General features: G+C 52.0%; 16 protein-coding genes and 1 pseudogene. 14 read left to right on the plus strand and 3 right to left on the minus strand.

Annotation, left to right across the window (positions count from 1 at the left end):
• The 10 genes and pseudogenes from larE to ATHL_RS04640 all read left to right on the plus strand — a co-directional run bounded on the left by larE (nucleotide 1) and on the right by ATHL_RS04640 (nucleotide 12,039).
• A complete protein-coding gene (gene larE / locus ATHL_RS04595) occupies nucleotides 1–825 on the plus strand; it encodes an ATP-dependent sacrificial sulfur transferase LarE (protein WP_062190261.1) in 825 nt (274 codons plus the stop codon).
• A complete protein-coding gene (gene larC / locus ATHL_RS04600; protein WP_062190263.1) occupies nucleotides 822–1,991 on the plus strand; it encodes a nickel pincer cofactor biosynthesis protein LarC in 1,170 nt (389 codons plus the stop codon). The genes larE and larC overlap by 4 nt, the downstream gene beginning before the upstream one ends.
• A gap of 69 nt (nucleotides 1,992–2,060) precedes the next feature.
• On the plus strand, nucleotides 2,061–2,726 hold the full coding sequence (pxpB, locus tag ATHL_RS04605; RefSeq protein WP_062190265.1) for a 5-oxoprolinase subunit PxpB: 666 nt from the start codon (nucleotides 2,061–2,063) through the stop codon (nucleotides 2,724–2,726).
• The gene (locus ATHL_RS04610) at nucleotides 2,723–3,685 is read left to right on the plus strand and encodes a 5-oxoprolinase subunit C family protein (RefSeq protein WP_062190268.1); all 963 of its coding nucleotides are present in this window, start codon (nucleotides 2,723–2,725) and stop codon (nucleotides 3,683–3,685) included. Before pxpB ends, ATHL_RS04610 begins: the two co-directional genes overlap by 4 nt.
• Nucleotides 3,682–4,451 (plus strand): annotated as a pseudogene (locus tag ATHL_RS04615) (LamB/YcsF family protein). The gene ATHL_RS04610 and the pseudogene ATHL_RS04615 overlap by 4 nt, the downstream one beginning before the upstream one ends.
• A gap of 31 nt (nucleotides 4,452–4,482) precedes the next feature.
• Nucleotides 4,483–5,778: a C39 family peptidase gene (locus ATHL_RS04620; RefSeq protein WP_162787575.1), complete on the plus strand. Its 1,296-nt coding sequence runs from the start codon at nucleotides 4,483–4,485 to the stop codon at nucleotides 5,776–5,778.
• A gap of 21 nt (nucleotides 5,779–5,799) precedes the next feature.
• Complete coding sequence (locus tag ATHL_RS04625) at nucleotides 5,800–7,059, plus strand: metallophosphoesterase family protein (RefSeq protein WP_062190272.1); 1,260 nt, start codon at nucleotides 5,800–5,802, stop codon at nucleotides 7,057–7,059.
• Nucleotides 7,060–7,108: 49 nt separating this feature from the next.
• The gene (locus ATHL_RS04630; protein WP_062190274.1) at nucleotides 7,109–9,670 is read left to right on the plus strand and encodes an AAA family ATPase; all 2,562 of its coding nucleotides are present in this window, start codon (nucleotides 7,109–7,111) and stop codon (nucleotides 9,668–9,670) included.
• A complete protein-coding gene (locus tag ATHL_RS04635; protein ID WP_062190275.1) occupies nucleotides 9,667–10,791 on the plus strand; it encodes a glycosyltransferase family 4 protein in 1,125 nt (374 codons plus the stop codon). Before ATHL_RS04630 ends, ATHL_RS04635 begins: the two co-directional genes overlap by 4 nt.
• A 27-nt stretch (nucleotides 10,792–10,818) precedes the next feature.
• On the plus strand, nucleotides 10,819–12,039 hold the full coding sequence (locus tag ATHL_RS04640; RefSeq protein ID WP_084001177.1) for a glycosyltransferase: 1,221 nt from the start codon (nucleotides 10,819–10,821) through the stop codon (nucleotides 12,037–12,039).
• 29 nt (nucleotides 12,040–12,068) lie between these two features.
• Here the strand turns inward: ATHL_RS04640 and ATHL_RS04645 are convergent, their stop codons facing one another.
• Together ATHL_RS04645 and ATHL_RS04650 are read right to left on the minus strand one after the other, a co-directional pair.
• On the minus strand, nucleotides 12,069–12,293 hold the full coding sequence (locus tag ATHL_RS04645) for a hypothetical protein (RefSeq protein ID WP_062190279.1): 225 nt from the start codon (nucleotides 12,291–12,293) through the stop codon (nucleotides 12,069–12,071).
• A 28-nt stretch (nucleotides 12,294–12,321) separates the two neighbouring features.
• Nucleotides 12,322–13,227, minus strand: a complete 906-nt coding sequence (locus tag ATHL_RS04650) for a sortase (RefSeq protein WP_062190281.1) — start codon at nucleotides 13,225–13,227, stop codon at nucleotides 12,322–12,324.
• 163 nt (nucleotides 13,228–13,390) lie between these two features.
• On the opposite strand from ATHL_RS04650, the gene ATHL_RS04655 reads away from it, so the two are divergent.
• The 4 genes from ATHL_RS04655 (at nucleotide 13,391) to ATHL_RS04670 (ending at nucleotide 16,962) form a co-directional block, all read left to right on the plus strand.
• Complete coding sequence (locus ATHL_RS04655; protein WP_062190283.1) at nucleotides 13,391–13,633, plus strand: hypothetical protein; 243 nt, start codon at nucleotides 13,391–13,393, stop codon at nucleotides 13,631–13,633.
• A 29-nt stretch (nucleotides 13,634–13,662) separates the two neighbouring features.
• Nucleotides 13,663–15,087 carry an ABC transporter substrate-binding protein gene (locus ATHL_RS04660; RefSeq protein WP_062190285.1) on the plus strand — a complete coding sequence of 475 codons (1,425 nt, stop codon included), beginning with the start codon at nucleotides 13,663–13,665 and terminating at the stop codon, nucleotides 15,085–15,087.
• A gap of 84 nt (nucleotides 15,088–15,171) precedes the next feature.
• The gene (locus tag ATHL_RS04665; protein ID WP_062190287.1) at nucleotides 15,172–15,870 is read left to right on the plus strand and encodes an RNA polymerase sigma factor; all 699 of its coding nucleotides are present in this window, start codon (nucleotides 15,172–15,174) and stop codon (nucleotides 15,868–15,870) included.
• A gap of 195 nt (nucleotides 15,871–16,065) precedes the next feature.
• Entirely contained in the window at nucleotides 16,066–16,962 is an 897-nt protein-coding gene (locus tag ATHL_RS04670; RefSeq protein ID WP_162787576.1) for a hypothetical protein, read from the plus strand.
• Between the two features lie 13 nt (nucleotides 16,963–16,975).
• Here the strand turns inward: ATHL_RS04670 and ATHL_RS04675 are convergent, their stop codons facing one another.
• Nucleotides 16,976–18,037 (minus strand): uroporphyrinogen decarboxylase family protein, encoded by a 1,062-nt coding sequence (locus tag ATHL_RS04675; protein WP_062190290.1) that lies wholly within the window; start codon nucleotides 18,035–18,037, stop codon nucleotides 16,976–16,978.
• Nucleotides 18,038–18,405: the final 368 nt, after the last annotated feature.

Below are 18,405 nucleotides of genomic sequence, written 5' to 3' on the forward strand. Positions count from 1 at the left end.
ATGGAACAGGCATTACACCAGAAATATCAGACCCTTCTGGAAAAAATCAAAGGTCTGGGGTCTGTGGTAGTGGCATTTTCCGGCGGGGTCGATAGTGGTTTACTGGCAGCGGTGGCTTATCAGGCTCTGGGAGATCGGATGCTGGCCGTCACGGTACGATCGCCAGTGGAACTACCGGAAGGGGTCGAGGCGGCGGCGGATCTGGCGCGTGCGATGGGGTTCCGACATCAGATTGTTGATTATGACGACCTGGCCAACCCGCAATTTATCAATAATCCGCCGGATCGTTGTTACTATTGTAAACTGCAACGGTTGGGAATGCTGGTGGATCTGGCTCGTGAGCAGGGGTACGCAGCGGTACTGGAAGGTTCCAATGCAGATGACCGGGGCGATTACCGCCCCGGAAAACGCGCTGTAGAAGAGCTGGGTGTGCTTTCTCCTCTGGCAGAAGTGGGTTTCACCAAAACAGACGTTCGAAACCTGGCCAGAGAACTGGGGCTGGCTTTGTGGAATCGGCCAAGTGCCCCCTGTCTGGCAACCCGTTTCCCCTATGGAACACCTGTGACTCGTGAGGGAATTGAACAGGTGGCGCGGGGAGAGGAGTTTTTACGCAACCTGGGATTTGAACCGGTGCGCCTGCGACATTACGGCAATCTGGCGCGTCTGGAGGTGGCACCCGAAAAGATTTCTGCCCTGGTAGAGCGAAGGGCCGAAATCACCCAATTTTTTAAATCCTTGGGGTTTATCCATGTGGCGGTTGATTTGCTTGGATACCGGTCGGGTAGTTTAAACGAGGCAATCCAAAACAAGGGAGTTGAGAAATGAAGCTTGCTTACGTGGATGCATTCTCTGGAGTGAGTGGGGATATGTTCCTGGCCGCATTACTGGATGCGGGGCTCTCCCTTCAAATTTTAAACGAACAACTGGCATTCCTCGACCTTCCGGAAGCAGTGACGGTTCAGGTGGAAGAAACCCATAAGGGGGCGCTGCGAGCAAGCCTGGTGACCGTGGTTGCGTCGGATAGTCATCATCACCGGCATCTTGAGGATATCCAGAGAATCATTACTGAAAGCCGCCTGGAAGATGAAGTGAAGGCGACCAGCCTGAAAGTCTTTCAGGTTCTGGCTGAGGCCGAAGCCCGGGTGCATGGTGTGCCTCTCGAGCATGTTCACTTTCATGAGGTAGGAGCACTGGATTCCATCGTTGATGTGGTGGGCACGGCGATTGGATTACATGTTCTGGGAATTGAGCGTCTGTATGCATCGGCTTTACCGTATGGTACAGGGCAAATCAACACCGAGCATGGCCCTTTGCCTTTACCGGCTCCTGCTACCCTGCAAATTCTTAGCCAGGCGCATGTTCCTCTGGTGGCTTCGCCCGCACAGGTTGAGCTGGTGACTCCAACCGGGGCGGCCATTCTTGCGGCTCTGGCAACGTTTGAGCGGCCCGATCTGACTCTGGAACGCATAGGCGTTGGGGCCGGTCGAAGAGACCTGCCCTGGCCGAATGTTCTGCGGTTGTGGGTAGGATGTACGAAAGCTGAACAGGATTTGCCGATGGTTCTCCTGGAAACCAATATTGACGACATGAACCCGCAGCTTCTCGGTGCAGTGATGTCAAGGTTGTTTGAAGCCGGGGCGCGAGATGTGTTCTTTACCCCGATCTTTATGAAGAAAAATCGGCCGGCGACCATGCTTTCGGTCATTGCCCGGCGCGCTGAAGAAGCCACCCTGACAAAAATCATTCTGGAACAGACAACCACACTGGGTTTGCGGGCGCAACCTATCTCGCGGGTGGAAGCTGAGCGTGAATTTACAACTGTAGATACCCCTTACGGAGCAATTCCGGTGAAACTAAAGATTCTGGATGGAACTCGCCTTCAGGCTCAGCCTGAGTATGATGCCTGCGTGAAGGTTGCCGAGGCAATGGGTGTTCCGATTGGAGATGTGTACATGGAAGCTCTGCTGGCAGGTCGAACGCTGGTAAAGTGAAGAGAGATACGGCTTTCTTTCACTGGCATAAAATTCAGCGTCTTTCTGTTTCACGGAGATGACAGCTTCATGAGTGATTTTGAAGTGCGACTGGTGAGCGAGTCGGCTGTGCTGGTTGTTATGGGCCAGACGATCGACCCGCAAACCAATCTGCGGGTGCATTCTGCTGCAAAACTTCTGATGGAACAGGGATGGCCTGGTGTGGAGGAATTCGTCCCCGGGTACGCAACTCTTCTTGTGTATTTCGATCCTCTTCTTTGGGAGGGAGAAGTACTGGCGACGAGAATCAGGAAGGTGCTTCGAGAACTCAGGGAAATTTCTTTCTGGCGCCCCCGTAAGGTGGTGATTCCTGTGCGATATGGTGGAGTGTGGGGGCCGGACCTGGATTTCGTTGCCGAAGCCACTGGTTTGAGTTGTGACGAGGTTATTCGGTTGCACAGCCAATCGGAATATGTGGTTTTTATGATGGGTTTTACCCCCGGCTTTGCTTATCTGGGAGGGATGAATTTAAAATTGTCGGTACCCCGGTTAGAAACGCCGCGTAGCCAGGTTCCGGCTGGATCAGTTGGAATTGCCGGGGCACAGACCGGGATTTACCCGATCGATTCACCGGGAGGGTGGAGAATCATTGGCCGAACCCCTCTCCGGTTATTTGACCCACAGAGCGAGCGACCTTTTCTGCTTTCACCGGGAGACAGGGTGTGTTTTGAAGCTCTGGAGGGCGAAGCCCCATGAGGCTGAGAATTCTGGATGTTGGATCACTCTCAACCATTCAGGATGCCGGGCGTTATGGCTTTCGACGGTATGGAATGCCGGTGTCGGGACCGATGGACTGGTTTGCATTTCAGGTGGCGAATCGATTGGTTGGAAATTCTCCAGCAGATGCAGTGATTGAGTTTTCTCCGGGTGGATTAACCTTCACCCTGGACGCGGATGGATTGATTGCAGTTACCGGCAGTGTGCAAGTCTGGGTGGATCAAATGCCTCTGCCGGGCTGGATGGCTATTCGGGTGCGGCGTAGGCAAGAAGTACGTGTGATGACTGCCCCGTACGGGTGCTGGGGTTATCTTGCCGTTGCCGGAGGAATATTGACCCCACCGGTGCTCGGTTCACGGGCTACTTTTTTACGCGGCAGACTGGGCGGAATGGAAGGACGCCCCCTGGAGCCCGGTGATTGTATTCTCTGTGGAGAAGGTGGTAAAAATTCTCAGAACCGCGCGGGGTACAGGCTTATGGCGGAGAGCATTCCGGCTTATTCACAGCGGGTGACAGTAAGGGTAATGCCTGGCCCGCAATACGATTGGTTCGAGGAGGCAAGAGTTGAAACCTTTTTCCGAACGGAGTTTCGCGTCGATGAGAAATCCGATCGTATGGGCTTCCGGTTGATTGGTACTGAGGTACAACCCCGAGCACGAGATTTGCTTTCAGAAGGGATGCTTCCCGGATCCATTCAGGTGCCACCGGATGGGCAACCTATCGTTTTGATGGCTGATAGCCCAACAACAGGTGGTTATCCAAAAATTGCTACCCTGATCCGGGCTGATCTGCCTGTGTTTGCCCAGTTAAGACCTGGCGAAGGACGGGTTCGCTTTAAAGTTGTGACACCTGCCCAGGCTCGAAAGGCTTATCTGGAGCTTCTTGAAACAATAGACTTCGATTGGGAAGAGGATCATAGTCTATGGATGACCGCTTGATGGTGGATTTGAACTGTGATATGGGAGAGAGCTTTGGCAGGTACACCCTGGGAGCCGATGCAGAGCTTTTGAACTGGGTGACCTCAGCCAATATTGCCTGTGGCTTGCATGCAGGTGATCCTCTTGTGATGCAGGAGGTGGTGGAAAGGGCACTAAAAAAGGGGTTGCCGTTGGTGCGCACCCGGGCTTCCCTGATCTGCAAGGTTTCGGGAGACGAGAGATGGCTCTGACTCCCGATGAGGTGGAGGCGTATTTGCTTTACCAGCTTGGAGCTCTTTGGGGGTTCGCGCATGCGGCTGGAGTCGATTTAACTCATGTAAAACCGCATGGGGCGCTTTACAACCAGGCAGCCAGAGACCCCTCCATCGCCCGAGCCATTGCCCGGGGGATAGTTCGTTTTCGGCAACCGTTGATTCTGGTTGGTTTGGCTGGCTCGGAGTTGATCCGCGCGGGACTGGAGATGGGATTGCCGGTTGCCAACGAGGGATTTCCTGACCGCGGGTATCGTGAGGATGGAAGCCTTAAGCCCCGGAGGGAACCAGGTGCGGTGCTGGAGTCAGTTGAAGCAGTCTGCAAACAGGCGCTGGCGTTGGTTCAGCAGGGGATCAAAGTGGATGGAAAATGGATTCCTGTCGATACCTTATGCATTCATGGGGACCATCCTCAGGCTGTAGCCTTTGCGCGGGCGGTTCGTCAATCCCTTGAGGCTGAAGGGGTTCGTGTCTCTCCGCTGCCTGTGGTCATCCACGGGAACCACCCGGCCTGATTTCGCCGGTTGTTTGGGTTATAATCGTTTTATGAAGCGGTTGAAACGCCTCGGGATTCTTCTTGTAGTTCTGGCGGTCATGAGCTGTGCGGTACTCGCGATCCCCGGTGTGAGAGAACGGGTTTTATGGCACCTTCAACAGTGGAGTATACAGGCGCGATATACCTTCCGGCCTCCCGAAAAACAGGTCTTTGTTCCTCAATCTACGGTGGATACAATCATCCGGGCCACTCAGACTGCCCTTGCCATGGCCAATACCCCGACCATTGAGCCGACTCTAACGTTTACCCTTCCCCCAGAATCTCCCACACTTACCCCTACTCCCTTACCCACCCCTTTACCTGCTCAGGTAACCCTGAGCGGGGTTAAGTATTTTGATCAGCATGGGCTGTGGAATTATTGCGCTCCGGCCAATCTGGCGATGGCGCTTTCTTTCTGGGGGTGGAACGGCGACCGTACCGATGTGGGAAAATGGGTAAAACCGTTTGAAAAAGATAAAAACGTGATGCCCTATGAATTGGCTGACTACGTTCAAGAACAGACCAATCTTTCGGTGGTGTTGCGTTCAGGTGGAACACTGGATCTTTTGAAAAGGTTGATTGCGGGAGGGTTCCCGGTGTTGGTGGAAAAGGGAGCCTACATGCAGGATATTTCGGGCAAGGTATCCTGGATGGGGCATTATGCCGTGGTCACCGGGTATGATGATTCTCAACAGCGATTTATCACACAGGATTCCTTTTATCAGGCGAATTACCCCGTCTCATACGCTGATCTTGAACAGGGTTGGCGGGCGTTTAATTTTGTCTTCCTGGTGGTGTATCCTCCGGAGCGTGAGGTAGAGGTAATGGCACTCCTCGGCCCTTACACCGATGCAACTCAGGCATTAACCATTGCTCTCAATCGGGCCACGTCCGAAACCGCACAGCTTGAGGGGGCAAGCCGTTTTTTTGCCTGGTACAATCGCGGTACCAGCCTGGTGGGATTGCAGGATTATCTGGGTGCGGCTGGAGCTTACGACGAAGCCTTTCGGGTGTACGCGGAACTGCCTGAAAAGGAACGTCCATGGCGGATGTTGTGGTATCAGACAGGGCCGTACTTTGCATATTTCTACAGTGGACGCTATGCCGATGTGAATAACCTGGCCACTCAGACCATAGAAGCTGCCAGCGAACCTTACATCGAAGAAAGTTTTTACTGGCGAGCCAAAGCGCGACAGGCGATGGGTGACTGGGACGGTGCGGTGAATGATTTACGAACCAGCCTGGAGTACCACCCCGGTTTTCAACCCAGCCTTGCCGCTTTGAGCGATATGGGAGTCAGTCCCTGACGGGGAGGTTTCTGGTCGAAGATGAGAATTCTGCATTTTGCCGATGCGCATATTGATATTGCCACACATGGTCGGCATGACCCGGTTACGGGGCTTGCTATTCGCACGCTCGATTTTCTCAAAGCTCTGGATACGATCGTGGATACCGCGATCCAGGAAAAGGTTGATCTGATTATTTTTGCCGGTGATGCTTATAAAGATCGCACTCCTGTACCGACGTTTCAGCGAGAATGGGGAAAGCGCATGATGCGTCTTTCGGAAGCCGGCATTCCTACCCTGCTCCTGGTGGGAAATCACGATCTCTCACCGGCCAGTGGAAGAGCTCATGCCTTGCAAGAATATGAGACGCTTGCTGTTCCTCATTTACATGTGGCCTCGAAACCACAGTTTCTTTCTTCCGCAGACCTGGAGGGGTTACCGTTGCAGGTCATTGCTCTGCCCTGGATTGCCCGATCCAATTTTATGGCAAGCCAGGAATTAAGCGGCGCTGATGTTGCCAGGGTGTATGAACGATTAGAGGATCGCCTTACCCAGCTGGTTTCGATGTGGTTAGAAAAAGCCGATCCATCGCTACCCATTGTTTTAACGGCTCATGCGTCAGTTCAGGGGGCAATGTATGGCGGGGAACGCAGTGTCATGCTCGGTAATGATCTGGTGCTACCGGGGTCGCTGGTGCGTGACCCTCGCCTGGATTATGTGGCTTTGGGTCATATCCACAAGGCGCAAAATTTGAATGAAGGTGGGCACCATCCGGTGATCTACCCCGGATCCATTGAGCGTGTGGACTTTGGTGAGGCTGCTGACGATAAGTTTTTTGTCATTGCGGATGTGCAAAAAGAGGGTCAAACCAGGGTGGCGTGGAGAAAATTAGAGGGAAGGCGTTTTATTGATTGCTTTGTTCGCCTTACGTCTGGGAAGGATTTCTCCGAAAAACTTCCTGCCGCTCTTCCCGGGGAGGAAGTGTTAAAGGATGCGGTGGTTCGCCTGGTGATTGAGTATCCTTATGAACTGGAAAGCCTTCTGGATGAACCCCACATTCGTCAGAAGACATCCGAGTGTCTGGAGTTCCACCTGGTCCGGCGCCCTCAACGAGAAACCCGGTTACGCCTTCCCGGTGACCAGGCAGTCAGCAGCCTGTCTCCGCTGGATCTGCTTGAAAAGTACTGGTATGTTGTGCGAAGTGAATGGGAAGACGGAGAGGTGGCGCGATTACAGGAGCTGGCCAGTGAGGTCATGCGGTCGGTGGGTGAAGGAGAGATAGCTGACCCATCTGCCGAATGACCTTTTTCTCGAAGAGATTTTTTCATTCTCAAAGAAGGTAATATCATCGATGATTCCATCTCGGTTGTACCTTTCTGGATTTTTATCCTATCAGGATCCGGTGGAAGTGGATTTTACGCCCCTGGAGCTGGCGTGTATTTCCGGGTCGAACGGAGCGGGAAAATCGTCGTTGCTTGATGCAATTACCTGGGCGTTGTTTGGCGAGGCCCGCGGTCGGGACGCTGATGCGTTAATCAACAATCAGGTAAACTCCGCGGAGGTGATTCTGGATTTTGATTACGAAAACAATCGCTATCGGATTCAACGGAGTAAATCGCGCGGAAAGACAACATTGCTGGAGCTGTATGTGTTGTCTCCAGAAGGTCAGTGGCGGGCAATGACGGAAAAATCGGTACGTGAAACCGAGAACCGCTTACGATCCATCCTCAGGATGAATTACGAGACGTTCATCAATGCATCCTTTTTCCTTCAAGGGAAAGCTGATCAATTCACCCAGCAACAGCCTGCTAACCGCAAAAAGGTTCTGACAAATGTACTTGGCCTGGAAGTCTGGGAGTCCTATCGCATGACGGCAGCTGAAAAACGCCGCGGTGTAGAATACGAGCTACAGGTGTTGGAAAATCAACAGGCGGAAATCTCCGCTGAGTTGAGTCAGGAAAAGGAAAGAAAGGCCCGACTGGCAGAGCTTGAAGAACAACTCGATCAGCTGGTCAATCTGCGCCAGGCGAAAGAGTCCGAGCTGATCAGCCTTCAGCGATTGGCGGCTTCTCTGGAAGAACAACGTCGTCTGGTGGGTGTTTTAAAGGGGCGACTGGATGAAACACGAGGACGGCTTACCCAATACAGGGAGCAGAAAGAAAAACTTGAAGAACAACGTATACAGTTGATGGAGAAGATCAGGCTTGCTAAAGATGTAGAGGCTGCCTATCAACAGTGGATAAAAGACCGCGAGACACTCGCTGATTTCGAAAAAACTGCCGAAAAATTCCGTGAAATTGTTGCCCGCCGTAATGCTCCGCTGAGTGCTATTCAGGCGGCACGTTCGGCGCTGGAGCAGGAACTGCGCACCCTCAGGGAAAACGCGGAGGCGATGGAGCGCAGTGAAGCAAAGCTGGCAACTCAAAATCAAGAACTCCCACTTCTACAGGGCGAAATACAGGCTCTTGAGGAACAGATTGCTCAGCGGAAAGCATACGAAGCCGAAGTGCAATCGCTTCAGGAAATGGCTGCTACGATGAAGGCGGAGAACGAGCGCTTGAAGGCTGAAATGCATGAATTACGTGGACGGATTGATCAATTACAGGAAATGGAAGGAGCTATCTGTCCGTTGTGTGGCCAACCTCTCAGCCCGGAAGAGCGGCGGAATCTCATCGAGGCTCTCGAAGCAGAGGGCAGGCAAAAGGGAGATGCGTACCGCGGTAACCAGGCGCGGTTGAAGGAAAATGAGGAAAAACGTCTTGAGTTGGGTCGGAAGCTTCAAGCTCTGGAGAAGGCCGAGGGGGCACTGCGCATAGCTACTCGTGAATATGATCAGGTTGAAGCCGAGATTCAACGGTTGCAGGCAGAGATTACAAACTGGAAGAATAGCGGGGCCAAACGTCTCGAAGAAGTCCAGCGCATCCTTAAAGAAGAGGATTTTGCGCTTGAGGCCAGAGAAGCCCTAGCAGAAATAGATCGAGAAGCCTTGAATCTGGGATACGATGCGGCAGCCCATGAGGCTTTACGCCAGGCCGAAGAATTGGGGCGGAGGAGTGAGCAGGCTTTGCGCGAGATAGAGGCCGCCAGGGCTACTTTGGAGCCATTGGAGCGGCAAATAGCCGATCTGGAAGAAAAAATAAGCCGAGAGGCTGACCTTCTCTCTTCCCAGGAAAAAGAATACCAGGAGGCAGAGCAGAAATTCATCGAAGATTCTGCCGAATTGCCAGATCCAGAGAGCGCTGAAGCCGAGTTACAGGCATTGAAAGCGAAGGAGAACCGTTTGCGCATGGATGTGGGAATGGTCAGGCAGTCGGTGGCGGTTTTGGATGTGCTCCGCGAGCGGCAGGGAAGGTTGAGTCAGAAACGTGCGGAGCTGGCCATACAGATCAATCGCCTTAAGATCCTGGAACGCGCCTTTAGCAAAGATGGTGTGCCGGCTTTATTAATTGAACAGGCCTTGCCAGAAATTGAAGATCAGGCCAATGCGATTCTTGACCGATTAAGCAACGGCAGGATGTCGGTGCGGTTTGAAACTTTACGGGGTTTAAAATCGAAAAAAGATGAAAAGCGTGAAACCCTGGATATTGTCATCAGTGATGCGATGGGTGAGCGGGCATACGAAATGTTTTCGGGCGGAGAGGCATTTCGAGTCAATTTTGCCATTCGGCTGGCTTTATCCAGGGTACTGGCACATCGGGCGGGAGCCCGTTTGCAAACTCTGTTTATCGATGAGGGGTTTGGCAGTCAGGACGCTGAGGGTCGGCAACGATTGCTGGAAGCCATCAATCTGGTGCGTTCAGATTTCGCCAAAATTATCGTAATCACTCATTTGGAAGACTTAAAAGAAGCTTTTCCGTCCCGGATTGAAGTGGAAAAAACTGTTCGAGGTTCTCGGTTGAGGGTAGTGGCGTGAGTGAAATCATCCCGGTGCGCCTGGCGGTTCAACAACGCGTATTGCCTGCGTATCGGGCGGCATTCTTTGACTTGCTGGCACAGTCATGCGCCAATGGAATGAGTGTTTTCTACGGGGATCCACGACCGGACGAAGCACTTGGGGCTCAGGGTGAGTTAAAGGTCGCTGAAAGAGGGTATGCGGAGAACCTTTACCTTGGCAGTGGACGGCTTTATGCCTGTTTTCAACGGGGAATGATAAACTGGCTGGAGGCGTGGCAGCCTGATGTGCTTATTGTGGAAGCCAATCCAAGGTATTTGAGTACGCCACGCGCTGTCCTCTGGATGAAGGCACACGGAAGGCCGGTAATTGGCTGGGGACTTGGTGCACCGCCCGCGGGAAGCTTCTGGCGAAGGATATTGCGCGAGCGTTTTCTGAGGCAATTTGATGCATTGATTACTTACAGCAAGGCTGGTTTTGAGCAATATCAGAGAGCTGGTTTCAGGGGAGACAGGATTTTCATCGCCCCCAATGCTGTTGCTCCACGGCCAGCGGGTTCATGCCCGGAACGCCCTGATTCATTTCGCGGCCGCCCGATGGTTCTTTATGTTGGCCGGTTGCAACCCCGCAAACGGGTAGATATGCTCATTCGGGCCTGCGCTCGGTTACCCGAGTCCATTCGCCCTCGCCTGGTGGTGGTGGGAGATGGTCCTGAGAGGGCGGCGCTCGAGGCTCTGGCCAAAGAAGTATATCCTGAGACGGAGTTTCCTGGAGAGAAAAGGGGGGGCGACCTTGCTCCCATCTGGGCTGAGGCAGATCTATTTGTCCTGCCGGGGACAGGGGGGCTGGCCGTGCAGGAGGCGATGGCCGCGGGGTTACCGGTGATCGTCGCGGAGGCCGATGGTACCCAGGTGGACCTGGTCCGAGAAGAAAATGGTTGGCGTTTACGACCCGGAGATGAAGAGCATCTGGTAGTTACCCTTCAGGAGGCACTCGCCGATCCTGCTCGTTTACGCAGAATGGGCAGGGCGAGTTATCGCATTGTGGATCAGGAGATTAACCTGGAGGCTATGGTGAATGGATTTTTTCAGGCAATGAAAAGTGTCTGGTTAGGGAATGATTCGGAGAACCCCAGGGCCTGATGTTTTCTCAAACAGGTGGATGATTTTATGACCAACCATGTGGTAATCGTAGCTGATGGCCGTAGCCCGACAACTCGACGCTACCTGGCGTCTATCCGTCCGTTGGGATACCGCGTAACGCTTGTGTCTACCTTCCCTTGCGCACCTGTGGACGGGGTTGAGGCGCTTTATGTGTTGCCAGTGGCGTTTGCCAGAACGGCTGGAACTCAGTCCGGGTCCGGGTCTTTAAACCCGGCGATGGCTAACCGTGGATCGAAAAAATTGGTTGCCCGGTTTCGTTCTGTTTTGCTCTCTGCACGGTATTTCCTGGGGCCGATTACGCTTTGGGCCTATCAAAAAAAATTGGTGCGGCTCATTCATAACCTGAAGCCCGATTTAATCCACGCGATGCGCATTCCTTTTGAGGGAATGTTAAGCCGGGTAGTTCCGGAAGAGGTTCCACTGGTGGTGTCTGTTTGGGGGAATGATCTGACCCTTCATGCGAGGGGATCGCCCTGGATGGGCAATCTCACCCGACAGACGCTTGAAAGGGCAAATGCGCTGGTTGCAGATACCAGCCGCGACATTCGTTTGGGACGTGCCTGGGGATTTGCGGCCGAGAAACCCGCGATGGTTATTCCGGGGTCGGGCGGGGTGGATCTGGATGAAATTGCACGTATTCGGTATAACCGGATTGACCCTTTAACCGATTTCTTACCGGCGGGTGTTCCTCTGGTGGTAAACCCGCGCGGGTTTCGCCCGGGATCGGTGCGGAATGACACTTTCTTTGAGGCAATTCCACTGGTGTTACAGCGAAACCCTCAGGTTGCTTTCATCTGTCCGGCGATGGCCGGGCAACCAGAGGCACTTCAGGCCATTCAAAAGTACCAGCTGAAACATAAATTGTATCTATTACCCCATCTGCCCCAGCCGCATTTGTGGGATTTATTTGTTCGTTCCAGTGTGGTGGTTTCGATCAGTCAGCACGATGGCACCCCTAATTCTTTGCTCGAAGCACTTGCCTGTGAATGCTTCCCGGTGGCTGGGGATATTGAATCTCTACGAGAATGGATTATTCCCGGAGTAAATGGCCTGCTTGTAGAACCAGGAAAGCCCGATGCAACAGCCGAAGCGATTCTGATTGCTCTGGAGGAATCGGGATTACGGCAACGGGCAGCAGAAATGAACAAACGGCTCATTCGAGAAAGAGCCGATGTTCAGATCGTTCGTGAAAAAGTCCGAACTTTTTACGATGAAATTCTCAAATAGGGGTGTGGTATCCCCGATTATTGCCAATCTTACTTGAGGAAGAAAGACAGGACAATCAGGATGATGAAGAATGAACCGGCAAGCGTTCCGATCCTCTTCAGATCCTTAATCACGTAAGTATAATCGGGGTTGAACTCTGCCTGCGCTACCCGGCGCCCAGGTGTAGCTGTAGAAGGGGCAGGTGAAGGCGAGGAGGCATTTTCGGTTGCCGGACGTGCTGAGCGAGAGACATTGCGTTTATATTTTTTTGCCATAGATATACTCCTGTAATCGGGTGGATGATTATTTCGTTCCCTGTAATTCTGCGGTCACAACAATGCGTTGATTGTCTACCATGTATGGGTAACAGGAAATTAAGGTGAGGATGGCCTCCTGGGTAGGGTTCATGACATCTACCCTTGTGGGTTCTACAATTTGGGTTTGTTTGACAATATATACATAGACCTGTTGCGAGGTAGAAAGAAGAATCTCGTCTCCCGGGTTGAGGCGGTCAAGATCGCGAAAGATTTCACCAAAGACATCGTTATGAGCCGAAAGGACGATGTTCCCTTTTTGCCCGGGATTGGGGGTTCCAATGTGTTGGCCTACCCCTTTTTTTAATTGTTCCCAACCATCTCCCTGAACGACCGGCGCATCAACACCAATGGCCTGAATTTGAATGCGGGTGGCATGAGCCGGGCCAGGGGTAGGCAGGGGAATGCTGGCCAGAGATTGCACCAGAGGCCGAAGATGTTCAGGGATTTCTTCTTCGTTGAACCGTGTCCCGCCTGGCTCGGTTGGTGGAGTATGCCCCGACGGCAGGATGACTGCGCTGATGAGCGGTGTGGGTGAAGGGGTGGGCTGGGTGAGAGCTGAGGCTACTTCGCGATTAAGATTACGGAGGAGCGTCATCCCATTGAATAATACGAAAGCCAACCCGAGGACCGCGGCCAGCTCAATAAAGAGAAGTGCCCGGTCAAACCAGACCCTTACCCGGGGTTTTGACTCTGCCGGGTTTTCATCTTCGAGCAACAGGGGTTCAGAATGGCTATCCACCGGTGAGGTCAGGGGTGGAGGTTCAACCATAATGACTCGTCCGGTACGGCGATAATGCTCCAGGCGTTTGTGGCGTTCGCTGCGGCGTTTTTCAATGAGCAGCTGGCGAAGCTCATCCACTGTCAGGTCTTCAAGTGACCGGTTTCGAGCCACGGATCTCTTCCCTCATCATCAACAAAAGTCTTCGGCAAAGATTATACCGCAGAACCAGTGAGAACCAGCCTTCCTGTTTTATGGCTATACCTGGAACTCCATTTCACTCCCAGCGTCATAACAGTGAAGGAGCCTGAAAGGATATCGGGAAGGAGAAGAAGAGATGAAGGTGCTCAAGGCGCTTTTTTTGTTGTTCCTGGTGCTGCTGTTCCTGATGGCGGCGATCCCAACCAATGATGCAGGAGCCGACCATAACCGAATACCTGCCCCGACGCCGACCAGGGGTGAAGCCTCGATGTTGCATCTCCATTCTGTTAATCCTGGCTGGCTGTGGACGGAATCCAAGGGAGACTGTTTTCTGAAGGATAGTGTTTCTCGATGGAGTGAAATTGGCCTTATGGCATGAATTGACAAATTCGGGTAAACTTCCCTTCGATGAACTCGCAGTCTCTCCGTTTTTCTCCACACTGGTTGGTCTGGTTGGCCGGAATAATCTTTGGGCTTTCGGCATGTTCGCCGTTTGGCCTACAACCAAAGCTGGTGCATCCGAACGAAGACCAACTCCAGGCCAAGAGTACACCGACCCCTGTCGAAACCCGCCCTCATCCTTTTCTATCAGCAACCCCCAGCCCAACACCAGTCATTGATCTGAATATAATCCGGGGCGAGGAGGTCACCCTATGGCATCCCTTCGCTGGTAAGGTTGCCGAGGTGCTGAACCAGTTGGCAGACGAATTTACCCGGCAAAATTCATACGGGATTCGGGTAAGTGCTGTGTCAGTGGGAAGTGAGGATATATTAGCGAGCAGCCCTGGAATTTCTGCCGGGGAAAATCCACCTCATCTGGTGCTCGCCCCGTCGGTTTTGCTTACCCGCTGGGGAAAGGACGGAGTGGTGATTCCGCTTGATGATTGGATGAGGGCTCCGGAGATGGGCCTTTCACAAGAGGTGATAGGATCGATCCGTCAGGTTTTCTGGGAACAGGATCGGGTAGATCAAAAGCAGGTAGGTATACCGGCCCTGCGAACAGCGTATGGGCTGATCTACAATCAGTCATGGGCGCAGGAACTTGGTTATAACGCTCCCCCATCGACGGTTGACCAGTTCCGTGAGCAGATGTGTGCAGCGGCCCAGGCCAATAACCGCAGTCCTTACCTGGAAAAACGTGGCACAGGAGGGTGGCTGGCGGATTTTTCTTCGACGACGGCGATCAGCTGGTTGAGTGCATTTGGAACACGATTCGAAAAGGAAAATGCGCCTGTGAGTTTCCAATTCGATCAACCTGGAGCGCTCAGGGCATTACAATTTTTACGCAAGATGCAACTGGATGGGTGTATATGGGTCGGGCGCAATCCTGTTCCTCAGCAGTATTTTGCCGAACGTTATACCCTGGCCTATTCGGGCACTTTACAGATGCTTGCTTCTCAGCAACGCATGCTGAGTAATGTGGGTTCTGAAGATCAATGGCTTTTCATACCCTATCCCTCTGTGGATGGAGTTCCCATTGCATTATCAGATGGGTATTCTTATGGTATTTTCCATTCCTCTTCGACGAAGGAAAGCGCTGCCTGGATTTTCATTGCCTGGCTGAGTCGTCCTGAGCAGCAGATACGCCTGAATGAAGCGTATTCAGGGTTGCTTTTGGGAGAAGGACAGCCGGTTAAAACTTCCATTTCAAAGCAGATCGGGGAGATTTACTCAACCCTTCGGCCAGCCCCTGCTTCTCCAGATTGGTTGATTGTCCGCCGCCCCCTGGAAGATGCCTTCTGGCAGGTCTTTAACCTGGCTTCTGAGGAACAACTGGTTTCAATTCTGCCCCAGTTGGACGAGATGATCGCAGAATTATCTCAGAAACCCTGAGGTTCTGCGTATGGAATGGGTTTGCCCGGATGAGTCTTTGGAGCAAAGGTTGAGTAAGACAACAGACCGTAAAAAGGGGGGCAGGTGAACGATCAATACCACGAAAAGCGCGAAGCGTTTCTTTTACATTATCATGAGCAAGTGATTCCAGTATACCGCTATCACTTAATTCGATGTGGCGACTGGCAGGAGGCCCTGGTCTGGACAGCGGAAACGTTCCGGCTGGCCAGACAGTGGTTCTCTAAAATTTCCGGGGCAGAGTTTAAAATCTGGTTGTTTCGTATTGCGGTTTCAATACATTCACAATTTCGGACGATGCCTGTCGTTTCCGAGAGTTTTTTCTATCCACCCCAGGATCAACTCGCGAGGCTGGCACAAGTAGCAGAAATCCATGAGAGATGGCGAAAATTACCCGTAAAACAACAAGACGCCATGGCTCTTTACCTCTTTGCCGGTCTGGAAACGACTGAGGTTGCTGATGTGATCGGCTGGAAACTGGATGTGACGCTGGAAAGGCTCTCGTATACCGCAGCCAGAGATAATGATCTACGTCTCCTGGCCGCTGATCTTTATCCAGAGGGATATTTAATCAATCAACTTGAAGCAGAACTCAAACAGGAGCAATCATTCTCCCGGGTAAGATGGCTCTCCTGGGAGCCTGGATGGTTATGGATGCAATACCGGGTTGGGCAAGCCATCATGCTTCTGTTGCAAATAACGATTACCCTGATTCTGTTCCTGTTATTTATTCTGGGAATAGGGGCTTTTTCGCATGGCAATTAGGCTCTTATTCCAAACAACCTCGTTGGCGTGGGCTATTGTTGAAGTAACAGGTCACAGGTCCAGGTAAAAAGCAACGATTCTTCAACGTTTGATTCCAGTAATTTTCTTATAATTGAGTGCGAAGCGGTACCGGATGCTTTCCACTGCGGGTGGTATCAAAGGTAATTCCATTTTCTCTATCTCCCTTCATAATCTATGTCAACTCCTGGAGATATCAAAGCACAAGGGGCTATCCCGCAAAGCTGGGCGAATGAGATCACCTGTCCGGTGTGTGGTGGAAGTTCGCTGATGATCAAGCGCTTCCTCAGTACTGCAGACCAGCTCTTTTGCGATTATTGCAATGCTTCTTTTGAAGTTTCTCAAGACAGGAATTATCTGCGTTTGGTTGCGTACCCTCCGGGGACCCCGGAGACCCTGATTCGGGGATGGATACCTTGCGATCATCGTCAGATAGAACAACCTGCTGGAGGACCGATAACCTCGAGCAAAAGCCTGAGCCATGAGGAGTTGGTCAAGCGAGCCCTCCAGTTGCGGAGGCTGGGGAATACCTCCGGGAAGACCCGGCTTGCCCTGAGTATGCTCCCAGAGGTTACTGAGGAACAGGTGGATGCTGCCATGGCTGAAGTGCAGGAAATATTACCAGAAAAATCCAGACTGTTTACCTTTGGGATTCTCGTCGTGACTCTTCTGGTAGTGGCAATTATTGTGGTTGTGGCGGTGGGTTTTTCGCGCCAATTTGCAAATGCATCCACGGAAGGTTTACCGGCACCTGTACAGGCCTGGATCGCTTCAGGTAGTGAGGTTCTCAACCTCCCTCCCGTCAAAGTCACCGCTTACCGTTCATCTGGAAAACGAACTCTTTGCCCGGTACAGAAAGAACAGGCCGCACGAACCTTTGGTGGAGATGAATCGATGTGGAATGGAACGTTCTCTGGCTGGACGTTCATCACTTTGCATCCGCAATCGATTTATATTCCTGAGGGGATGAGCGGCCGTTACCCCTTACTGGTTGACAACCCTCGAATGGTGAAGGTTCAAGGACCAGTTTTACTGGAGAATGCCATTTATGTGGAAGTTCGATGTGGAAAGTGATGAAGCACCGAATTCATTCCTCTGAAGCGGTTTTGTAAAGAGTCAGGATGTTTTCCAGAGGGGTAATGGCTTGAATATTATGACACGGGGCAATGATCAGACCGGTTTGATCAGAGCCCAGTGTTTCTTTTAACCGGCGAACCTCTCGCGCCACATCCTCCGGGGAGCCAAAAGGCAGGGTATTCTGATTGTCGACCCCGCCGTGGAAACAAATGCTTGCTCCGTATCTTTCTTTAAGCTCTGAAAGGTCCCAATTTCCACACCGCCATTGAATGGGGTTTAATATGTTGATTCCCATTTCAATCAGGCGGGGGAGGAGCCTGCGGCAGTCTCCGTCATCGTGGTGGAAAACCTGAATCCCGAAGGAGTGAGCAAGATCGATGGCTCGTTGCATGTGTGGGCGATAAAATTCATCAAATAATTTTGGACTGATGAGCAACCCATTTTGAGAACCGAAATCGTCTGTAACCTGGGTAATATCAATCAAGCCTGGAGCAGCTTCAAAACAACGGCGATGATATTCAAAAAATATATCTGAGATTTTCTGGAGAAGCACACGGGTAAATTCAGGCCGCAGGATTGGATCCATCAGGGAGCACTCCAGCCCTCGCAGATTGTTGTGGTAGTAAAAAATGGCTGAATAGCCGCACATCCTTGCCCGATCGGGGAATTTTTGAGCTTTTTCTGCAATCACACTGTAATCGTAATCTTCCGGATCAGGCCATGGAAAGCGCTCCAGGTCTTCGATGGTTTCGGCTGTAGCCAGCGGAAAATACACCTGTTCCTCATAAATACCCCCCTGGTATTCGGTTTTCCGCATACCCCATCCCCATTCATTGTACGTCAATGAGGGATCAGGCCCATGAAAGGCTGGCCCATGATATTCAGGACTCAGGCCAATGATGCCATCGATTCCAAGGTGTTCGTAAATTTCCAGGGTGTCATTGGTGCGGAAGTAATCTTTCAGTTTTTGCCACACCTCAGGTACAGCCCATATATCGGTTGGAAAACGATCTACCGGTTTATGGTTAATGGCATTCAGGATTCGTTCTCGTGGGCTCATTGGAGAGGTCATGGCTGGGTTCCTGGATGAACTGTTGAACTAAATCAGAAAAATTAACGGAATTCGGAATAGAAGTCGACATGGTTTTTCCTCCGTAATGAAGTGGTTATTTTTTGCTTGGTATTCTGCCACCTCAAAACGGATTTGAAAGTTAAAATTTCCTGCTATACTAATACCCAGAGATAAATCAGCCTCACCGCGGACATCGGCGAGGCTGAGATGGCAACGCGGTCGCGGCGCGTTGCGGCAAACAGAGCATAACAAACTTTTGCCGCCCGCGCAAGCGAACCAAAATGCGTGCGTGGGCGGATTGATTCACTCCATTTTGTGATGAATTCTTCACCTGACTTTTGAATTGTTCTGAAAACAAACGATTTCAC

This window comes from Anaerolinea thermolimosa, assembly GCF_001050195.2.
Taxonomy (GTDB): Bacteria; Chloroflexota; Anaerolineae; order Anaerolineales; family Anaerolineaceae; genus Anaerolinea; species Anaerolinea thermolimosa.